The sequence below is a fragment of the Chitinophaga japonensis genome, assembly GCF_007830125.1.
In the GTDB taxonomy this organism is placed as follows: domain Bacteria; phylum Bacteroidota; class Bacteroidia; order Chitinophagales; family Chitinophagaceae; genus Chitinophaga; species Chitinophaga japonensis.
Genome location: NZ_VLLG01000002.1, coordinates 300,042 through 318,794 on the forward strand (window position 1 = coordinate 300,042; position 18,753 = coordinate 318,794).

At 53.1% G+C, this 18,753-nt stretch carries 17 protein-coding genes; 14 read left to right on the forward strand and 3 right to left on the reverse strand.

What is annotated here, in order from left to right; genetic code table 11:
• The first annotated feature begins 180 nt into the window (after positions 1-180).
• The 6 genes from LX66_RS01130 to LX66_RS01155 all read left to right on the forward strand — a co-directional run bounded on the left by LX66_RS01130 (position 181) and on the right by LX66_RS01155 (position 3,926).
• The gene (locus tag LX66_RS01130) at positions 181-687 is read left to right on the forward strand and encodes a GbsR/MarR family transcriptional regulator (RefSeq protein ID WP_145710053.1); all 507 of its coding nucleotides are present in this window, start codon (positions 181-183) and stop codon (positions 685-687) included.
• Between the two features lie 55 nt (positions 688-742).
• Positions 743-1,684: a TIGR01777 family oxidoreductase gene (locus tag LX66_RS01135; protein WP_145710054.1), complete on the forward strand. Its 942-nt coding sequence runs from the start codon at positions 743-745 to the stop codon at positions 1,682-1,684.
• Between the two features lie 75 nt (positions 1,685-1,759).
• Positions 1,760-2,143, forward strand: coding sequence for a CoA-binding protein (locus LX66_RS01140; protein ID WP_145710055.1), 384 nt, complete (start codon positions 1,760-1,762; stop codon positions 2,141-2,143).
• Positions 2,144-2,368: 225 nt separating this feature from the next.
• On the forward strand, positions 2,369-2,845 hold the full coding sequence (locus LX66_RS01145; protein WP_145710056.1) for a ribonuclease H-like YkuK family protein: 477 nt from the start codon (positions 2,369-2,371) through the stop codon (positions 2,843-2,845).
• Between the two features lie 154 nt (positions 2,846-2,999).
• Positions 3,000-3,416 (forward strand): hypothetical protein, encoded by a 417-nt coding sequence (locus tag LX66_RS01150; protein ID WP_145710057.1) that lies wholly within the window; start codon positions 3,000-3,002, stop codon positions 3,414-3,416.
• Positions 3,417-3,446: 30 nt separating this feature from the next.
• Positions 3,447-3,926 carry a hypothetical protein gene (locus LX66_RS01155; protein WP_145710058.1) on the forward strand — a complete coding sequence of 160 codons (480 nt, stop codon included), beginning with the start codon at positions 3,447-3,449 and terminating at the stop codon, positions 3,924-3,926.
• Positions 3,927-3,943: 17 nt separating this feature from the next.
• On the opposite strand, the gene yihA is transcribed toward LX66_RS01155, so the two are convergent.
• Positions 3,944-4,552, reverse strand: coding sequence for a ribosome biogenesis GTP-binding protein YihA/YsxC (gene yihA / locus LX66_RS01160; protein ID WP_145710059.1), 609 nt, complete (start codon positions 4,550-4,552; stop codon positions 3,944-3,946).
• A gap of 63 nt (positions 4,553-4,615) precedes the next feature.
• Between yihA and ubiE the strand changes: the two genes are divergently transcribed.
• From ubiE to LX66_RS01190, 6 genes are all read left to right on the forward strand, one after another.
• A complete protein-coding gene (ubiE, locus tag LX66_RS01165; protein WP_145710060.1) occupies positions 4,616-5,362 on the forward strand; it encodes a bifunctional demethylmenaquinone methyltransferase/2-methoxy-6-polyprenyl-1,4-benzoquinol methylase UbiE in 747 nt (248 codons plus the stop codon).
• Positions 5,335-6,048, forward strand: coding sequence for a type IX secretion/gliding motility protein PorT/SprT (gene porT / locus LX66_RS01170; protein ID WP_145710061.1), 714 nt, complete (start codon positions 5,335-5,337; stop codon positions 6,046-6,048). Before ubiE ends, porT begins: the two co-directional genes overlap by 28 nt.
• A gap of 30 nt (positions 6,049-6,078) precedes the next feature.
• Entirely contained in the window at positions 6,079-7,425 is a 1,347-nt protein-coding gene (locus LX66_RS01175) for a dihydroorotase (RefSeq protein WP_145710062.1), read from the forward strand.
• 101 nt (positions 7,426-7,526) lie between these two features.
• Positions 7,527-8,855 (forward strand): MutS-related protein, encoded by a 1,329-nt coding sequence (locus LX66_RS01180; RefSeq protein ID WP_145710063.1) that lies wholly within the window; start codon positions 7,527-7,529, stop codon positions 8,853-8,855.
• Positions 8,856-9,045: 190 nt separating this feature from the next.
• The gene (locus tag LX66_RS01185; protein ID WP_145710064.1) at positions 9,046-10,029 is read left to right on the forward strand and encodes a helix-turn-helix transcriptional regulator; all 984 of its coding nucleotides are present in this window, start codon (positions 9,046-9,048) and stop codon (positions 10,027-10,029) included.
• Between the two features lie 56 nt (positions 10,030-10,085).
• On the forward strand, positions 10,086-11,627 hold the full coding sequence (locus LX66_RS01190) for a YifB family Mg chelatase-like AAA ATPase (protein ID WP_145710065.1): 1,542 nt from the start codon (positions 10,086-10,088) through the stop codon (positions 11,625-11,627).
• Here the strand turns inward: LX66_RS01190 and LX66_RS01195 are convergent.
• On the reverse strand, positions 11,624-13,753 hold the full coding sequence (locus tag LX66_RS01195; protein WP_145710066.1) for an elongation factor G: 2,130 nt from the start codon (positions 13,751-13,753) through the stop codon (positions 11,624-11,626). The two genes, LX66_RS01190 and LX66_RS01195, sit on opposite strands and share 4 nt — an antisense overlap.
• A 220-nt stretch (positions 13,754-13,973) precedes the next feature.
• On the opposite strand from LX66_RS01195, the gene LX66_RS01200 reads away from it, so the two are divergent.
• Positions 13,974-15,755 carry an ABC transporter ATP-binding protein gene (locus tag LX66_RS01200; RefSeq protein ID WP_145710067.1) on the forward strand — a complete coding sequence of 594 codons (1,782 nt, stop codon included), beginning with the start codon at positions 13,974-13,976 and terminating at the stop codon, positions 15,753-15,755.
• Between the two features lie 20 nt (positions 15,756-15,775).
• The gene (locus tag LX66_RS01205; RefSeq protein ID WP_145710068.1) at positions 15,776-16,207 is read left to right on the forward strand and encodes a DUF983 domain-containing protein; all 432 of its coding nucleotides are present in this window, start codon (positions 15,776-15,778) and stop codon (positions 16,205-16,207) included.
• A 76-nt stretch (positions 16,208-16,283) separates the two neighbouring features.
• On the opposite strand, the gene LX66_RS01210 is transcribed toward LX66_RS01205, so the two are convergent.
• The gene (locus tag LX66_RS01210; RefSeq protein WP_145710069.1) at positions 16,284-18,731 is read right to left on the reverse strand and encodes a TonB-dependent receptor; all 2,448 of its coding nucleotides are present in this window, start codon (positions 18,729-18,731) and stop codon (positions 16,284-16,286) included.
• Between the last annotated feature and the right edge of the window lie 22 nt (positions 18,732-18,753).

An 18,753-nucleotide genomic window follows, 5' to 3' on the forward strand; every position in this document is an offset into this window, starting at 1 on the left:
GCCTATCTTCGGAGAGTAAAAGCACTTACATCAGGACCCATGAAACCGAGCATGATAAACGCTACCCACACAGGGGGCATGTTAACGCGAGGTTCCATCTGACCGATAAAAAGACAGATCGACGAAGGAGATCCATTGAGGCAATTAAAAGACATAAGACTGCGAAATAAATATTAGCAGATGAAACTGGCAGAAGCAAAAGCACAATTTATCCAGACCTGGGGATCGCTGGGCGCACAATGGGGCATAAACCGCACCATGGCGCAGATACATGCGCTGCTGCTGGTAATGCCCGATCCGCTGAGCGCAGACGAGATCATGCAGGAGCTGAACATTTCCCGGGGCAATACCAATATGAACGTGCGGGAGCTGATCAACTGGGGACTGGTGGAAAAGGTGCTGGTGCCGGGAGAAAGACGGGAATTCTTTACCGCGGAAAAGGACATCTGGAAAGTGGCTACCTGCATCGCCCGGGAAAGAAAGAAGCGTGAGCTGGACCCCATTATGAAAGTGCTCAACCAGTTGCAGGAAGTGGAAGGCGAGCAGAAGGACAAGCACGTAAAAGCATTCCGGGATTCCATCCACAACATCAACAAGTTTGCGCACCAGACTGACAAGACCATCACCTCTTTCATCCGGTCTGAAGAAAGCTGGTTCTATGGCACCCTGATGAAAATATTCAAGTAATATTTTTTTGATCTTATATTTCATTTTTTATTGAAAGTTCTGAAATATTATTCCTATGCAACACAAAAAAATTGTTATCGCCGGGGGCACAGGTTTTATAGGCCAGGAAATGATCGCTCACTTCGGCAGCCGGAACGACCTGGTGATCCTTACCCGCCATCCGCAGCGCAACAGCGGCCGTACCCGCTACGTGTACTGGGATGCGGAAACCCTGCACGGCTGGGAAACACTCCTGGAAGGCGCAGACCTCCTCATCAACCTGGCCGGCAAAAGCGTGAACTGCCGGTACAATGACCGGAATAAAAAGGAGATATTCGACAGCCGCACCAACGCCACCGCTGTGCTGGGGCAGGCCATCCTTACACTGGCGCGCCCGCCCCGCCTGTGGATAAATGCCGCATCCGCCACCATTTACCGGCATGCAGAAGACCGGCCCATGGATGAATTCAATGGGGAAATAGAGAACGACTTTTCCGTACAGGTATGCAAACGCTGGGAACAAACCTTTAACGCGATCACCCTGCCGCATACACGCAAGGTCATACTACGTATAGCCGTCACCCTGGGCGCCCGCGGCGGTGTTATGGGCCCCTACCTGAACCTGGTAAAATACGGGCTGGGCGGGCGCCAGGGCCATGGGCGGCAGATGTTTAGCTGGGTGCACATTACCGACCTGTGCCGTATGATAGCATGGCTGTACGAGCAACCGCAACTGGAAGGCGTTTTTAACTGCAGCGCACCGCACCCGGTTAACAACCGCACCTTTATGCGCACACTCCGGCAGGCAAGCGGCCATGTATTCGGGCTGCCGGCGCCGGCCTGGCTGCTGGCCCTGGGCGCGTGTGTCATCGGCACGGAGACCGAGCTGCTGCTAAAAAGCCGCTGGGTGCTGCCCACCCGCATTACACAGGCCGGTTTTACCTTCCGGTATCCGCACCTGCAGGAAGCCCTGGAGGAAATAAGAAGCAGGAGGCAGGAAGTAAGAAGCGAGAGGTAGGAAATACGAAACCCATCTTACTTCCTATTTCCTGCTTCGAGCTTCCTACTGAAAAATTGCCTACCTTCATCCTGTATGGAGACGGCACTGAATGGTAACAAAAAATTAACGGTCGTGCTGGGCGCTTCCCCCAACCCGCAGCGCTACAGCTTCCTGGCCGTGTCCCGGCTGAAAGCGCACGGGCACCCGGTAATAGCTATTGGTAAAAGAGAAGCGCTGATCGCAGATACGCCGGTGGTCAAAGAGCACCCGGCACTTAGCAACGTGGATACGGTAACGCTGTACCTGAACCCGCAAAGGCAGCGGGAATATTATGACTACATCCTGCAATTGCACCCCAAGCGCCTGATCTTTAACCCGGGCACAGAAAATGAAGAACTGCGGCAGTTGGCGCTGCAGCAGGGGATACAGCCTATCGAGGCCTGCACGCTCGTAATGCTGAGCACCGGGCAATACTAAGCTTCCTCCCTGCACTCTTTGCTCCTGCTTCATACTTCATCCTTCCTGCTTCATACTTTCCCCTGCGTACAAAAATTAGGCGATTGGCCCGCCGTTTCGTATATTCGGTAAATTTTTTCCCGGTCATCCACCCCAATACCCGACTGGCAACAGACACAGACTGGCTTTCTCCGACAGGTTGTTAGCGTATAACTTGGACGCCTATTCACGCTTAATTATATACACATGCTAAAATGGAGAAGATTCAACGGCGACCCGATCCAGCTACCCATCAAAGATGAGGTACGTGACGCTATTGTCCGGGAAACGGCGCGCGGTTTTAAACTGAAGGTTTGCATTGGCACGGACTCACAGGTAAAAGGGGCAGAAACGGAATTTGCCACGGTGATCGTTTTCCTGCGCGAAGGACATGGCGGTTTCATGTTCATTCACAATGAAAAAACGCGGGATTGCTATTCCATCAAGGAGCGCATGCTCATAGAAGTAGCCAAGAGCATTGAGATCGCCTATGAGCTCTGCGACCTGTTCACCGAGTACGACGTGGACATGGAAGTACATGCAGACATCAACACCAACCCCCAGTTCAAAAGCAACCAGGCGCTGCGCGAGGCCATGGGCTACATACTGGGCATGGGCTTTGCCTTCAAGGCCAAACCGGAAGCGTTTGCCAGCAGTAGCTGCGCCAACAAGGTGGTGAATTAAAACCCTGGCACCACTGCTTATTTCCCCTTTTTTGGATGTGTAAGCACATCCGGTAGGTTTGTCTCCCCTATTGTTTCCACTGTTAATTTTTCCTGTTCCTGTAACAATTCCCCCCCATGCTGCCTTTTACAGGCAGATCAATCCCCTATGAGTGATGAAACAAACCATTTACCTGTTACCCGTTTTATTGTTATTAGTACTGGGCAGTTGTAAGAAAAAAGAAGAGCTGTCTGTATCCCTGGAAGGCACCTGGAGAAAGATCCGCTGGTCTGGTGAAGGCTCGGAAAACTGGGACCCCGAACGCGATAAAAGCTATATCCGTTTTGAGAACGGCCATTATACCCGCTACAGGCATGATACGGTTACATCGCGCGGCACTTATACATTAATGACCGTGACTGAATGGTGGTCAGAGAAGAAAAAGCCGGCCATCCGGTTTGAGAACAGCACCTTTGAGGATATCATTACCCGGCGGGGAGATACGCTTTCCATGACGGGTAACAACTATGCCTGCGGCTACAGTTTCACATATGTGCGGGCTACAACAGCGGAAACTACTTTATTACAATAAAATAAACGACAGCTACCAAACCTTTTTACCATGCAACGTCACCACTTCCTTTTACTGGCCCTGGCAGCCATCACCACCCTGTTTACGGCCTGCGGCAAGGATAATGACCAACCGGGCACCGGCGAATATTTACTGGTAGCGCCCAATACCACCTCCATGCTATCCGATTTCCGCATAACGGTGTATAAGATCAGCGCCGAAGGCAGTTACCGGGCCACTATGGACCAGGGCAGTTCCTTTGAAGGAAAAGACCTGGATTTTACACCGCTCACCGCGGCGCAGCATGACAGCCTGAAAAACTTTCTTTTTACCCTGCCGGTAGATTCCCTGGAAGCCAGCAATGTGAAGGTGTTTGGTTGCCCCGGTTGTGCTGACGGACCGGCCTGGCTGCTGGGCTATAAAGCACCGGGCGAAGCATTACGGGAGTGGCACATAGACTACGGCGCTGTTCCTGCTTACCTGCAATCTTACCTGGAAGCGCTCTACCGGGTAACAAGGACGATGGAATGACAATCCTGTAGCGCAGTTCAGGCTATTGCCCTGAACTGCGCGTTCAGCTCCTCTATAAAAGTCAGTATGGCGTCGCGGCCGGTTTTCTTCACGGTGGAGGTAATAAAATGAGCCGGCAGGAACTCCCATTCCTCGCGCAGTTTGTTCAGGAAAGCTTTTACATTACGGCTGGTTTCCACCTGGGTGTTCTTATCCGCCTTGGTAAACACCAGGTTAAAAGGCACCTGCCACTCTCCCAGTTGGTTAATGAATTCCAGGTCCAGTTTCTGCGGGGTATGCCGGCTGTCTATCAGCACAAATACATTCACCAGGTTCTCCCGTTTGCGGAGGTAGTTCTCTATCATCTGCTCCCATTGCCGGCGCTGGGACTGGCTTACTTTGGCAAAGCCGTAGCCCGGCAGGTCCACCAGGTACCAGGCCTGGTTGATCAGGAAATGGTTGATCAACTGGGTTTTCCCCGGCGTGCCGGAGGTCTTGGCCAGCTTTTCCTTGTTGGCCAGCATATTTATCAAGGATGACTTGCCTACATTGGAGCGCCCGATGAAAGCATATTCCGGCAAATTGGGCCTGGGGCATTTCTGCCAGTCCACGTTACTGATAAGGTATTCTGCTGATTTAATGATCATAGCGCTTTTGTATTTGCATATCCGGACACCTGCATATCCGCACATTTGCTAACTTTGCCCCTTATGTCAGATAATGCTAATGTTGAGAAGGTAGTTCCCTATGCGGGATCAAAATTAAGCAAGAAGGAGCAAATAGCGGCCATGTTCAATGATATTGCCTTCCGCTACGACTTCCTGAACCATTTTATGTCGCTGGGAATAGACGTGATCTGGCGCAAAAAGGCATTACGGATGCTGCGGTCCCTGCAGCCCAAAAAGATGCTGGATGTAGCCACCGGCACCGGCGACTTTGCCATTATGGCGCAGCGGATGCTGGAGCCGGAAAGCATTACAGGCATAGATATATCCGAAGGCATGCTGGCCATCGGGCGGAAAAAAATAGCCAGGCTGGGGCTGGAGCACAAAATAACCCTGCAGGTAGGCGACAGTGAGACAATAAGTTTTCCCGAACAAGCGTTTGATGCCATAACGGTTGCCTTCGGCGTCCGGAACTTTGAGAACCTGGAAAAAGGGCTGTCTGAAATGCGGCGGGTGCTGAAACCGGGAGGGAAACTGGTGATCCTGGAATTTTCCAATCCGACAGTTTTTCCCATTAAACAATTATATAATTTGTACTTTCGTTATATCACTCCCCTGCTGGGAAAATGGATCGCTAAAAGCCAGGCGGCCTACAGCTACCTGCCAGACTCCGTGAAAGCCTTTCCGCAGGGACAAGTGATGTGCAATATTTTAACTAATACTGGTTTCCAGTCGGTTACATGCAAAACGCTCACATTCGGCATATGTTCAATTTACTGCGCTACGCGCTGATCCTATCCCTATTCATATTCTTATGGAAGCCTGCCACCGTTTGCGCCCAGCAGATCATTAACATGGAGGAACATGACGCCAAGCCTTATTACTTTGGTATCACGCTGGCCGCCAACCAGTCCAATTTCCGCCTGTACCAGGCGCCGGTGTTCCTGCAGGAAGATTCTATCATGGTAGTGGAGCCCTTAAAGACCATGGGCTTTAACCTGGGCCTGCTGGCCAATGCGCGCCTGAGCCGGTATTTTGACCTCCGCTTCAACCCGCAACTGGTATTTGCTTCCAAAAACCTGTATTACCGCGAAAACTATCCCAAGCCGGATACCGATACCGAAAAAAAGATCGAGTCCATCCTGCTGAGCTTTCCGCTGCAGATCAAGTTCAAATCGGACCGCATCGGCAATATGCGGGTATATACCATTGCCGGCCTTAAATATGACTATGACCTGGCCGCCAATGCCCGTGCCCGCCGCGATGACGACCTGGTAAAGGTGAAAACCACGGATTACGGTTACGAAGTGGGCGCCGGTTTTGAATTTTACTTCCAGAGCTTCATATTCTCGCCTGAATTCAAGATCAGCAACGGCATCGGCAACGTGCACGTAAAAGATCCGAACCTGCGCCACTCCAACGTGATCGAGAAGCTGCACTCCCGCATGATCGTATTTTCCATACATCTGGAGGGGTAGGATGTAGAAGGCATTTCCTATTTTTGTCCCATGCAGCATTATCTCATCCGGAATATAACCGTTGTAAACGAAGGACAAACCACTGTACAGGACGTTTGGATCAGGAACGAGCGCATCGAAAAGATAGCGCCGCAGATCAGTATTGATGGTAATTATACCGAGATAAACGGCGAAGGCAAGCACCTGCTGCCCGGCGTGATCGACGACCAGGTGCATTTCCGGGAACCGGGCCTTACCCACAAGGCCAGCATTTACACGGAAGCGCGCGCGGCCGTGGCTGGCGGCGTGACCAGCTTTATGGAAATGCCCAATACCAAACCGCCCGCCATTACCCAGCAAAAGCTGGAAGAGAAATACGATATCGGCCGGCAGCATTCGCTTGCTAATTACTCCTTTTTTATGGGAGTAGCCAATGACAACGTGGAGGAAGTACTGCAGACCAACGCCAAAAAAGACCGTGTATGCGGCATCAAGATATTCATGGGCTCCTCTACCGGCAATATGCTGGTAGACAATTACCTGACCCTGGAAAAACTGTTTTCCGAAAGCGAGCTGCTCATCGCCACGCACTGTGAAGATGAAAAGATCATCCGCAATAACATGGCCCACATCCTGGAAGAAAAGGGAGAAGCGCACCTGACCGCGGCGGACCACCCGCTGATCCGCAACGAGGAAGCCTGTTTTGAATCCTCGCTGGTGGCCGTGCAGTTTGCTCAGAAGCATCGCTCCCGCCTGCATATCCTGCATATTTCCACTGAAAAAGAGCTGCAACTGTTCAGCAACATGCTGCCCCTGGCAGAAAAACGTATAACCGCCGAAGTATGCGTGCACCACCTGTACTTTACGGCAGATGATTATGTACGCTACGGCAACCTGATCAAGTGCAATCCCGCCATTAAAGCGGAGCATAACAAACATGCGCTGTGGCAGGGCCTGCTGGACGACCGCCTGGATATTATTGCCACGGATCATGCCCCGCACACCTGGGAAGAAAAACAGCAGCCCTACCTGCAGGCGCCCGCCGGCGTGCCTTTGGTGCAGCATAGCCTGCTGATGATGCTGGAGCATGTGAGCAAGGGTAACCTTACCCTGGAAAAAATGGTAGAGAAAATGTGCCATGCGCCCGCTGTTTGTTTCCGTATTAGGGAAAGGGGCTACCTGCGCGAAGGCTACTACGCGGATTGCGTGATCGCAGACCTGCAGCAGGCCACTACTGTGGCAAAGGAGAATGTCTATTACAAATGCAACTGGAGCCCTTTTGAAGAGCATACTTTTCCCGCAGCCATTACCCACACCTTTGTAAACGGCCACCTGGCCTGGCAGAACGGGCTGTTCAATGAAAGCAAAATGGGGCAACGATTGCTGTTCAGCCACTAGCCGGCTGCTGAAAACTATGGATTTTTCCGGTCAATGCATCTATATACAAACACTGGCAATTTTTTGCATTAAAACGTATATTCACTAAAAATACGGGCTGCATGGAGCTGGACAAGACTACCTACTATGATCTTTCTATTTTTAACCGGGAGGAAGAATTTTCTTTGTTTCACCGGCTGGACTTCACCACTACCTCCGGCGGCCGGGAATACCTGCGGCAGTTGTTCAGCGCTCCCCTGCAGAACATTAACGCCATCGAGCAGCGGCAAAAAGTATTACAGTATATATTAGCACAGGAAAGCTACTGGCCGGAGATCATCACCAACGGCACCATAGTGGTGGTGGAAAATTACCTGGAAGCCCAGATATCCACGGTTTCCAGCACCGGCGGGCCGGGACTGCTGCTGAACGCCGTGATCACCAAAACCATTTATGCGCCGGATTACGGCTTCATCAAATTCTCCTTCATGCAGGTGCTCAACCTGGTGAAAGGTTTCCGTTCGCTGGTGCAGGCATTCAATACCGATGACACGCCGCTGATCCTTAAACAACTGCTGGACAGGGCGCATCACCTCCTGCTGCAGCGGGAGTTCAATGAGCTGCTGCATATCGGGAACGGCGAGCAGCTATCTTTTATACAGATACTGCGATATGACAACCTGATACGCTCCCGGCAGAAAAAACACCTGTGGGAGCTGCTGGACCTCTACAAAAGGCTGGACGCTTTTTATGCCATGGCCAAGGCGGTAAGGCACTACAAACTGCAGTTTCCCACGTTTGAAGACACCCCGCACCCGTTCATTGCCGCAAAGCAACTGTATCACATGATCCTGCATGAACCGGTGTCCTACGATATCGGGCTGGACCCGCACAGCCATTTCCTGTTCCTTACCGGCGCCAACATGGCCGGCAAAACCACCTTCATTAAAGCAGTAGGCGTGGCCGTGTTCCTGGCGCATGTAGGCATGGGTGTGCCCGCGCAGCAGATGCGGCTCAGCTTCTTCCATGGTATCTTCAGCAACATACAGGTGCAGGATAATATCTTTAAAGGCGAGAGCTACTTCTACAGTGAAGTGCAGCGTATCAAGAATACCATCATCAAGATCAGCAACGGCAAGCACTGGCTGGTGCTGATAGATGAAATGTTCAAAGGCACCAACGTGGAAGACGCCAAGAACTGTTCCCTGGCAGTGATACAGGGCCTGCTGCGCAGCACCAACTGCCTGTTCATCCTCTCCACCCACTTATATGAACTGGCGGAATCGCTGCAGGATGAGCCGAACATCCTGTTCAAATACTTTGAGTCCGAAGTGATTGAGGACAACCTGCATTTTACCTACCTGCTGAAAGACGGCATTGCCAGGGAAAAGATCGGCTACCTCATATTAAAACGCGAAAAGGTGCTGGACCTGTTAAAGGAAATGAAGTAACGCGCCGCCACTTTTTACCCCTGGAAATTTTCTGCTACTGCAATACAGGCGCAGTAGCAGTCCCTATCTTTAGCCTGCCTCATTTGCTTTTTTTCGTAACCCATTAAATGAGACCATATTATGCTTTCTTGCGAAAACCTGATGCCCGACCACTATACCGTTACTGTATGTTAACCAAAAAAACCTGTCAATGAAATATTCGTTTCCCGATGTGCCGGCACATTTGGTAAGTGTAACCCGCGAAATACCGGTGCAATACAAAAATTACCAATATCCTTTTGCGGAAAGCCTGTTATCCACTGCACCTATGGCCGTGATCCTGGAGCAGCAAATGCCGGTCAAAGGCTGCATGGTATCCCACCACTGTATATTTGTGAAAGGCCCTGTCAAGCTACTGCTGACCCCCGATGAAACGGGGCCTACCCTGCATTGTATGATGCAGGGCAGCGCAGACTGCCGGGCAGCCGGATCGCAAAAATTCCGCTTATACCAGGGCCAGTATAACCTGCTGCAACTGCACGGCGGCCCGCACATAATATACCTGAATCCCGGCCTGTATGCCTCCTGGGAAATTGACTGCTGCCATACGCTGCTGGAGGAACTGGCGCTGGATTCTCCCACCGCAAAGAAGCTACTCGCCAAAGGCGGCAGCCTCGCAGCCCCCCTGTCCGGCATTATCTGGAACCAGCTCTACCAGTTGATCAGCGAGATCAATCACAGCGCCCCCACCAGGAAGATAACGGAAGTACAGCTATATGGCAAACTACTGGAGATACAGGGTATGGTACTGGAAGACCTGGACAATGCGGCCGGTGCGCCACTCCCGGATGCCAATACCCGGCTGTTTGAAACCATCCGCTCCTACCTGTGCTACCACCTGCACTCCCGCCCTGACCTGGCGCAACTGGCCCGCAATTTCTGTATCAGCCAGTCCAAGCTGAAGCAGGGCTTCAGGAAATATTACAATACCACCGTATGGCACTACCATCACAAACAGCGGATGGAAAAGAGCATGCAACTGCTGCTGCAAAGCAGCAAAAGCATTGCGGACATTGCAGCGGAGCTGGGGTACATGCCTACGAACTTTACACGGGATTTCAAGAAGTTCTTCGGGTACCCGCCGCGGGCGCACCGGCATAACGGTGTGGGCTACGTGGGAGCATTTAACCCGTAATTGGTCGTTTCTGCGTTTTCCCTTATTTTCGCCCTCCACCAACCATATCACATCCAATGATTGTTAAAACCTTTGGCAGCGCGGTACAGGGCGTTACCGCCATTCCCATCACCATAGAAGTGAATGTTTTCCCGAGAGGTACGAAATTCTTTATTGTGGGCCTGCCGGACAACGCGGTAAAAGAAAGCGAGAAACGCATTGAATCCACTATCATCAGCCTGGGTTACCGTTTCCCACGGTTCCGCACCGTAGTGAACATGGCGCCTGCCGCCATCAGGAAAGCCGGCGCCGCCTACGACCTGCCCATCACCCTGGGCATCATTGCCGCATCCGGGCAAATGCCGGCCGATACCCTGCATACGTACACCATTATGGGCGAGCTTTCGCTGGACGGCACCATTCAGCCCATTAAAGGCGCATTGCCCATTGCCCTGCAGGCCAGGGAAGCGGGCTTCAGCGGGCTGATAGTACCGTTGCAGAATGCACGGGAAGCCGCCATGGTAAGCGGTTTGAAGGTGTACGGCGTATCGCATGTCCGGGAAGTGATACAGTTCCTGCACCACCCGCAGTCACTGGCGCCGGTGCAGGCAGACGCCCGGGAGGAATTCCTGGCGGCGCAGGCCGGTTTTGATGTGGACTTCAGCGATGTAAAAGGACAGTACGGCGTAAAACGCGCGCTGGAAATTGCGGCCGCCGGCGGGCACAATGCGCTGATGATAGGGCCGCCCGGATCAGGCAAAACGATGCTGGCCAAAAGGCTTTCCACCATCCTGCCGCCACTGACGTTAAACGAAGCGCTGGAAACCACCAAGATCCATTCCGTGGCCGGCAAGCTGCCGGAACATGCATCGCTGGTCACCCGCCGCCCCTTCCGGGCCCCGCATCATACCATCAGCGATACCGCCCTGGTAGGCGGCGGCTCCGTTCCCCAGCCGGGGGAAATATCCCTGGCGCACAACGGCGTGCTGTTCCTGGACGAGCTGCCGGAGTTCAAACGCAAAGTGCTGGAAGTAATGCGGCAGCCTTTGGAAGAAAGACAGATCACCATTTCCAGGGCCCGTACCTCCGTCAGCTACCCGGCCAGCTACATATTACTGGCGGCATGCAACCCGTGCCAGTGCGGCTTTTACGGGCACCCGGACCGGGACTGCACCTGTCCTCCGGGCCAGGTGCAAAAGTACCTGAACCGCATATCAGGGCCGCTGCTGGACCGTATAGACCTGCATCTGCAGGTAACGCCGGTGCCCTTTACCGCCCTGCATGCGGAGGAGCAGGCGGAGCCCAGCCGGCATATACGGGAACGGGTATTGCGGGCCAGGGAAATACAAACCCGGCGTTTTGAAGCGGAGAACGGTATTTACTGCAATGCGCAAATGAGCAGCAGGCAACTGAAGGATATCTGCCAACTGGGGCGGGAAGAGAGCACCCTGCTCAAAAACGCTATGAGCAAGCTAAAGCTGTCGGCCCGCGCGTATGACCGTATCCTGAAGGTAAGCCGCACCATTGCAGACCTGGAAGGCAGCGCCGGGATACAGGTCAACCACCTGGCGGAAGCCATACAGTACAGGAGCCTGGACAGGGAAAGCTGGGGCAGCTAACTGCTAACGGCTACTTTATTATATTCCTCACTCAGTTTCCGTTGCACATCCATGGGCACGGGGGCATATTCCGCGAAAAGGGCCTTTATCTTGGCCTTGCCCTGGGTAGTGTTCCGGAGGGCGGCATACAGCTTGTCCAGCTCAGCCTGGGGCGTGCGCGCCTTGATCACCTGGTTACCATTCAGTGTGTCCATTCCCGTTATAATGCTGCGCCGGCTCTGCAGCTCGCTCATAATATCGCCGCTCATGTAATCGGGAGCGGTGGTCTCTATATCGTACACCGGCTCCAGCAACTGGGGAGCGGCCTGGTGGAAGGCTTCGCGGAAAGCCATCATACCCGCTATCTTAAAGGAGATATCGTTGCTGTCCACCGGGTGCATTTTCCCATCGTAAACGCTTACCCGTACATCGCGTACGTAAGAACCGGTGAGGGGCCCTTCCTGCATTTTCTCCATCACGCCTTTCAGGATGGAAGGCAGGAAACGGGCATCAATAGCGCCACCTACAATACAGTTATTGAATACCAGCTTGCCGCCCCAGCTCAGCTCAATTTCTTCCGAATCCCTTACGGGGAAATCCTTCAGGGGCGGCATACCTTCATAATAAGGCTCTATTTTCATATACACCTCCCCGAACTGGCCGGCGCCACCGGATTGTTTCTTATGGCGGTAGTTGGCCATGGCGGGTTTCTGGATGGTCTCGCGGTAGGGTATCTTCGCCGGCAGGTAGTCCACCTGCATCTTGTAGATATTTTCCAGTCGCCACCTGGTAACGGCCAGGTGCAGGTCGCCCTGTCCGTGCAGGATCACCTGTTTCAGCTCACGGTTATATTCTATTTCCAGGGTAGGGTCTTCCATGTGGATCTCCGCCAGCACTTCGCCCAGCTTTTCATCATCGGTCTTGTTCCTGGCCTCGATGGCTGTTCTTACCTTGGGCGGGGGAAAATGGATGGGATCTACCTGGGCGTTAAATGATTTGTCATTCAGCGTATGATTGGTGAGGGTGCTTTTCAGTTTCAGGGTACAGCCAATATCGCCGGAGCGCAGGCGGTCTACCGGGTTCCGGTTTTTCCCGTCTGCAATGAAGAGCTGGTTAAGGCGCTCTGTACCGCCGCCTTTTTCGTTCATCAGCTCCATGCCGGCCCGCACTTCACCGGACAATACCTTGAAAAAAGTGAGCCGCCCAATATGCGGCTCCAGCAGGGTTTTGAACACAAAAAGGCAGGCCGGGCCATCCGGGTCGCAGGGAACAGGCTGCCCGTCTTCCGTTGTTTCCGGCGGCATTTCAACGGCGGAGGGCGCCACGTTGTCAATAAAGCCCATCAGCCGGCCGCTGCCCATGTTCCTTTTGGCGGACAGGCAGAATACAGGAAATACCTGGTGCTGCAGCATGCCTATTTTAAGCCCTTCACGCATCTCGTCCTCGTCCAGGCTGCCTTTTTCGAAGTAGCGCTCCATCAGGGTATCATCGTTCTCCGCCGCCTTCTCCACCAGCTCGTTGTGCAGTTGTTCAGCCCGTTCCTTTTCACTGTCCGGTATGGGCAGCTTTTCGGGCTTGCCGCCATCGGCCGGGAAGCGGTACATGGTCATTTTCAGCAGGTCTATCACGCTGTTAAAGCCAATGCCCTGGTTTACAGGATACTGCATAATGGTAACCGCCGGTCCCAGGATGCGTTTGGCGTCGTCCACTACCTTGCTGAAATTAGCTTCCTCGTTGTCCAGGTGGTTGACCGCCAGTATGGTAGGCTTGCGGTATTTGTCCACGTAATCCCATATCAGCTCTGTGCCCACTTCCACCCCGTACTGGGCATGCAGCAGCAGGAGCGCCGTATCGCATACCCGGATGGAGGAGATCACCTCCCCTATAAAGTCTTCCAGTCCCGGCGTGTCTATGATATTGATCTTGTAGTCCCTCCATTCCGTGTGCAGGCAGGTGGCGTAAACGGAGCTTCCTCTTTCGTACTCTATTTCGTGGTAGTCAGATACTGTGTTGGCTTCTTCTACGGTACCCCGCTTGCTGATAATACCGGCTTCAAATAACATGGTTTCACTGAGGGTGGTTTTCCCGCTTTTAGCAGCGCCTAACAGTACGACGTTCTTAATGTGTTTTTCATCATACGTCTTCATCTGTTAATGTTTTAAAGGGTCAGATGAACCTCTCGGTTTCATAAATCGTGGAATGTGCGTACGCTTCTATTAAGTTAACATATTTTACGTAAACTTAGCAGGGATAATAAAAAGGTGTTGCAACATACATTCAATGTTTTTACCTTATCTTTGTATACTGTACAGTCCTGTACTGTGTACGGCCATCATCCAACTACCATCAAACTCAATATCTGATTACATGAAGCTGTTCCTGCATTATCTTAAAAGTTATAAATGGCTTATACTGCTGGCTTTACTGCTGGCTACGGTGAACCAGGTGTTTTCCCTGCTGGATCCCTATATCTTCGGGAAGATCATTGACCGCTTTGCCTCCCATCCGCAAACGGAGACCGCGGAAGGCGGCGCGGCCCGCTCCATGCCAGCATACCTGAACGGGGTGTTGCTGCTGATAGGGGCCTCCATTGGCGTGGCCATGGTATCGCGCATAGCCAAAGCCTTCCAGGATTATTTTGTGAACGTGATCATACAGAAATTCGGGGCCCGGGTATATACAGACGGGCTGCGGCACTCCCTGCGCCTGCCCTACCAGCAGTTCGAGGACCAGCGCAGCGGCGAGACCCTGGCCGTGCTGCAAAAGGTGCGCACGGATTCCGAGAAGTTCATCACCTCCTTTATCAACGTGTTGTTCACTGCCCTGGTAGGGGTGGTATTTGTAATGATATATGCTTTCAAGGTGCACTGGTCGCTGGTATTCGTATATTTTGGCGGTTGTATCCTGCTGGCCTTCCTCATGAATGTGCTGAGCCGGAAGATCAAGATCGTACAGAAGACCATTGTAAAGGAAACCACGATGCTGGCCGGCTCCACCACGGAGTCGCTCCGCAATATTGAGCTGGTAAAGAGCCTGGGGCTGACCAACCAGGAAATACGCCGCCTCAACTCCACCACCATCAAGATACTGCTGCTGGAGCTGAAGAAAGTGCGCACCATCCGCAGCATCAGTTTTGTGCAGGGCACCTTTGTGAACCTGCTGCGGTCCAGCATCCTGTTCCTGCTGCTGTACCTGCTGTATCCCGGGGTGGTTACCATCGGGCAGCTATTCACCCTGCAGTTGTATTCTTTCTTCATCTTCGGACCGCTGCAGGAGCTGGGCAACATTATCCTGGCCTACCGCGAAGCGCAGGTGTCCCTGCTGAACTTCCAGAACATCCTGAATACGCCGGTAGAAGAAAAGCCGGCCCTGCCCGTGCCGGTCAAAAAGATCGAGCACCTCAGCTTCCGGGATGTAGGTTTCCGCCACCTGACAGCGGCCAACAAGGCGCTGGAGGACATCAATTTTGATGTGAACCTGGGCCAGACCATTGCCTTTGTAGGCCCCTCCGGCTCCGGTAAAACCACCCTGGTAAAGCTGCTGGTGGGCCTGTACCAGCCGAACGAAGGGAGTATACTGTACAACGGCGTGGACAGTACGAAAATAGACATCGAAGAGCTGCGCACCCAGATCGGCTTTGTAACGCAGGATACACAACTGTTCTCCGGCAGCATCAGGGAGAACCTGCAGTTTGTAAACCCCGGCGCTACAGACGAGGAAATTATGGAAGTGCTGCAAAAAGCTTCCTGCCACAGCCTGCTGGCCAGGGCGGACAACGGGATAGATACCGTGATCGGGGAAGGTGGCATCAAGATATCCGGCGGGGAAAAGCAACGGCTGTCCATTGCACGCGCCCTGCTGCGCCACCCGCGGCTGCTGGTGTTCGATGAAGCCACTTCCGCGCTGGACTCCATCACGGAAGAGGAGATCAGCCAGACGGTGCAACAGGTAACGGCCACCCGCGAGCATATTACCGTGATGATCGCACACCGCCTGTCTACCATCATGCATGCGGACCGGATATATGTGCTGGAGAAAGGGCGTATCATTGAAACCGGCTCCCACGCCAGCCTGCTGGCGGAAAAGGGGCTGTACTACGCCATGTGGCGGCAGCAGATCGGGGAGAGGAAAATGGTGGAAACGGCCTGATTTAAGCTATCTTTGCGGCCATGAAGCAAAAGCGCCCGAATTATTTCCTGAGCCTGTTATCTATGAAGTGCCCGCGCTGCCGGCGGGGAGATATGTTCAAGGACAAAAATCCCTTTCACTGGCGGTTTTCCAGGATCTTCAACATGCACGAGCACTGCCCGGTATGCGGCCAGCAGTTTGAGCTGGAAACCGGTTTCTGGTTTGGCACCGGCTACGTAAGCTACGCACTGGGGGTGGCTTTTTCGGTGTTCAACCTCATCTGGTACTGGCTGATCTTCGGCCTCTCCTGGAGGGATAACAGCGTATTTATATGGCTGGGGGTGAACGGGTTTATACTGCTGATATTCCAGCCCTGGCTGATGCGCATCAGCCGCGTTATTTACCTGTATTTCTTTGTGTACTACGATGAAGATACAGCGGAGGCGGAGCATGATGCTTCCGGCGTAAAATGAATATAAAATAAAAAGGTCCCGCCACTGCCAGTGAGCGGGACCTTTCTTAATAAAGAAAAAGTAACACCCCGGATTATCATTTAATATCAATAGGCACGGCCAGTTTCACGCTGAAGGTACGCCCCATGTTAAACACGCCCATGCGGCCGGTGGCCTCATTCTCAGGCGCATATTTCAGGCGGCTCAGGTGATTCTGGTAAGCCACATCGCCAATGTTGTTCACTGCAAAGTGCAGGGAGAACAGCACCTTCTTGTTCCTGTTCACGAAGTCTGCGCCCAGGTTGGCGTTCAGCAAAGTATACCCTTCTGTAGGCGTTTCTGTTTCATAGGCGCTGAACACGTTGTTCTGGTCCAGGTTCATATCCATTTGCAGGCCCACGTAAGCATTGCGCAGCGTACCGCCCACTTTTTTGAAATTGCCTCTCAGCTCGCTCAGCCAGCGGCCGGCGGGAATATTGGGCAGGTATTTGGTGGAGTCCGTAGCATTGCTGGCCGTACCGCGCACATAAGAAAACGTGTTCTCGAAATGCAGCCAGTCAATAGGATGCGGGTGAATATCCAGCATCAGCTCCCCGCCATACAGGTTGGCCGTATTTTGCTCGTACTTGAAAGCGCTGTACCCTTCCTCGTTGTCTTCCGCGGGGATGGAATCCGTACCGGCAGCATTCAGCAGCTTATGGGAAAAGATGAAATCGGTGATGTGATTATAGAACACATTCGCGCCCAGGGATACGTGCTGCGTGTTAAACTCCACGCCGCCATCTACCTGGGTGCTGACTTCCGGCTTCAGGTCCTGGTTGCCGTACTCATACTTGATGGTGCCTTCGTGCACGCCGTTGGCCGCCAGCTCGGCAATATTGGGCGCCCGGAAACCGCGGGCCGCATTCAGCTTCAGCACTACCTTGTCGCTGGCCTCATAGCTCAGCCCCACGCTGCCCGATACGTTGGAAAAGTTGCGGTCAAAAGCGGTAAACTTCGTAGAGCCGCCATCTTTAGGTTCCGCTATAGGTGCGCCTTCTTCATCCAGGTACAGCGCCTTAGCATCCAGCGAGCGGGTATCAAAGCGCAGGCCCCCGCTTAAGGTGAGCTTGTTAAAGGTTTTACGGGTAATGGCAAAAACGCCGAAATCAAACAGGTTGTATTCCGGTATCAGGAACTCTTCGCCGGAGATGCGGTTCTGCTGCTGCATGCCGTTCACCCCTACGGTGGTTTGCCAGCCGGCCATTTCCGGGAAGAAATACTTCAGGTTGTAATTGAAGGTTTTGAGCCGCAGGCGCAGCGCCGGATCATCGGGCGCCAGCACATCCTCGTACTCCCGGCGCTGGTTGTACTGGTAGCCCAGCGTTAAGCCCAGGCGGCCGCCGTTATGCAGGTACAGGTTGTTATCCCATACAATTTTCTGGTGGTTGATCTTTTGCTTGGGCAGGTTCATGCTGTAGGACTTGAAATTGTCCGCCACGGCTTCCTGCTCCTCGCCATTCACATTGATCACTTTGAGGAAACGGCCTTCGCTGTCCCGCTCCCCTTCCACCAGGCCCAGGTTCTGGTTAAAGGAAGTAAAGCTGAGGCGGGAATAGCCCCACTGTTTGTTCAGCCCGATGCTGGCGCCGTAGTTGGTGTTATTGAAGCGGGAATTGAACACATAATCATCGTATTTGTTCTTGTAATCATGCGCCCATTTCTGGGTGCCGAATACGTTCCAGCTAAAGCCGTGCAGGTTGCCGCCCAGGTCCGCGTGGTAGGACACCTGGCCGTTGTTGGTGAGGTAGTTGGCGGCCACGTTGCCTTTGATATGGCCTTCCGGTAAAACGGGAGGCGGTACAATGTTCACCACGCCGGCCAGCGCATCGGAACCATATACCAGCGAGGCCGGTCCTTTCAGCACCTCTATTTTGCCCACGTTGTAATCGTCTATTTCTATGCCGTGCTCGTCGCCCCATTGCTGGCCTTCCTGGCGGATACCGTCGCCTATCACCACTACCCGGTTATATCCCAGGCCGCGGATAAACGGTTTGGAAATAGCCGGCCCGGTGGTCAGTTGGTTCACGCCCGGTATCCTGGCGATGGCATCAATGATATTGGTGGAGATATGCTGATCCAGGTAATCGCGGCGGATAATGCTGACGGGCGCCGGGCTTTTTTTCAGGGAGGTGGCCAGGTTTACGCCGGTCACTACTACCTCGTTCTTTTCGATCAGCGTTTCAGAAAGCTCAAAATCATGGGTGGTGGCGCCGTTGATATTAACGTTGGCCGTGAAAGCCGCGTAGCCTATATAGCGCACTTCCACCAGGAACCGTCCCTTAGGCAGGTTTTTAATGGTGTAATTGCCCTGTGCATCGGCGGAGGCCCCCACATGCAGGTCCGGCAGGTACACGGTAGCGCCGGGCAGGGGCTGATGGCTGGCTTTATCCACTACCTTTCCGCTTAAGGTGTTATCGTAAACTTCTTCCAGGGGGCCGGCAAAGGATGACCCGGTGATCAGTAAGCATAGTAATGCGGTAAACAGTAAACGCAATGTTTGCATAAATATCTTGATAAATAAAGTA

Coding starts and splice junctions, on each gene's coding strand:
- LX66_RS01130 (WP_145710053.1), top strand. CDS start 181: ATGAAACTGGCAGAAGCAAAAGCACAATTTATCCAGACCTGGGGATCG.
- LX66_RS01135 (WP_145710054.1), top strand. CDS start 743: ATGCAACACAAAAAAATTGTTATCGCCGGGGGCACAGGTTTTATAGGC.
- LX66_RS01140 (WP_145710055.1), top strand. CDS start 1,760: ATGGAGACGGCACTGAATGGTAACAAAAAATTAACGGTCGTGCTGGGC.
- LX66_RS01145 (WP_145710056.1), top strand. CDS start 2,369: ATGCTAAAATGGAGAAGATTCAACGGCGACCCGATCCAGCTACCCATC.
- LX66_RS01150 (WP_145710057.1), top strand. CDS start 3,000: ATGAAACAAACCATTTACCTGTTACCCGTTTTATTGTTATTAGTACTG.
- LX66_RS01155 (WP_145710058.1), top strand. CDS start 3,447: ATGCAACGTCACCACTTCCTTTTACTGGCCCTGGCAGCCATCACCACC.
- yihA (WP_145710059.1), bottom strand. CDS start 4,552: ATGATCATTAAATCAGCAGAATACCTTATCAGTAACGTGGACTGGCAG.
- ubiE (WP_145710060.1), top strand. CDS start 4,616: ATGTCAGATAATGCTAATGTTGAGAAGGTAGTTCCCTATGCGGGATCA.
- porT (WP_145710061.1), top strand. CDS start 5,335: ATGTTCAATTTACTGCGCTACGCGCTGATCCTATCCCTATTCATATTC.
- LX66_RS01175 (WP_145710062.1), top strand. CDS start 6,079: ATGCAGCATTATCTCATCCGGAATATAACCGTTGTAAACGAAGGACAA.
- LX66_RS01180 (WP_145710063.1), top strand. CDS start 7,527: ATGGAGCTGGACAAGACTACCTACTATGATCTTTCTATTTTTAACCGG.
- LX66_RS01185 (WP_145710064.1), top strand. CDS start 9,046: ATGAAATATTCGTTTCCCGATGTGCCGGCACATTTGGTAAGTGTAACC.
- LX66_RS01190 (WP_145710065.1), top strand. CDS start 10,086: ATGATTGTTAAAACCTTTGGCAGCGCGGTACAGGGCGTTACCGCCATT.
- LX66_RS01195 (WP_145710066.1), bottom strand. CDS start 13,753: ATGAAGACGTATGATGAAAAACACATTAAGAACGTCGTACTGTTAGGC.
- LX66_RS01200 (WP_145710067.1), top strand. CDS start 13,974: ATGAAGCTGTTCCTGCATTATCTTAAAAGTTATAAATGGCTTATACTG.
- LX66_RS01205 (WP_145710068.1), top strand. CDS start 15,776: ATGAAGCAAAAGCGCCCGAATTATTTCCTGAGCCTGTTATCTATGAAG.
- LX66_RS01210 (WP_145710069.1), bottom strand. CDS start 18,731: ATGCAAACATTGCGTTTACTGTTTACCGCATTACTATGCTTACTGATC.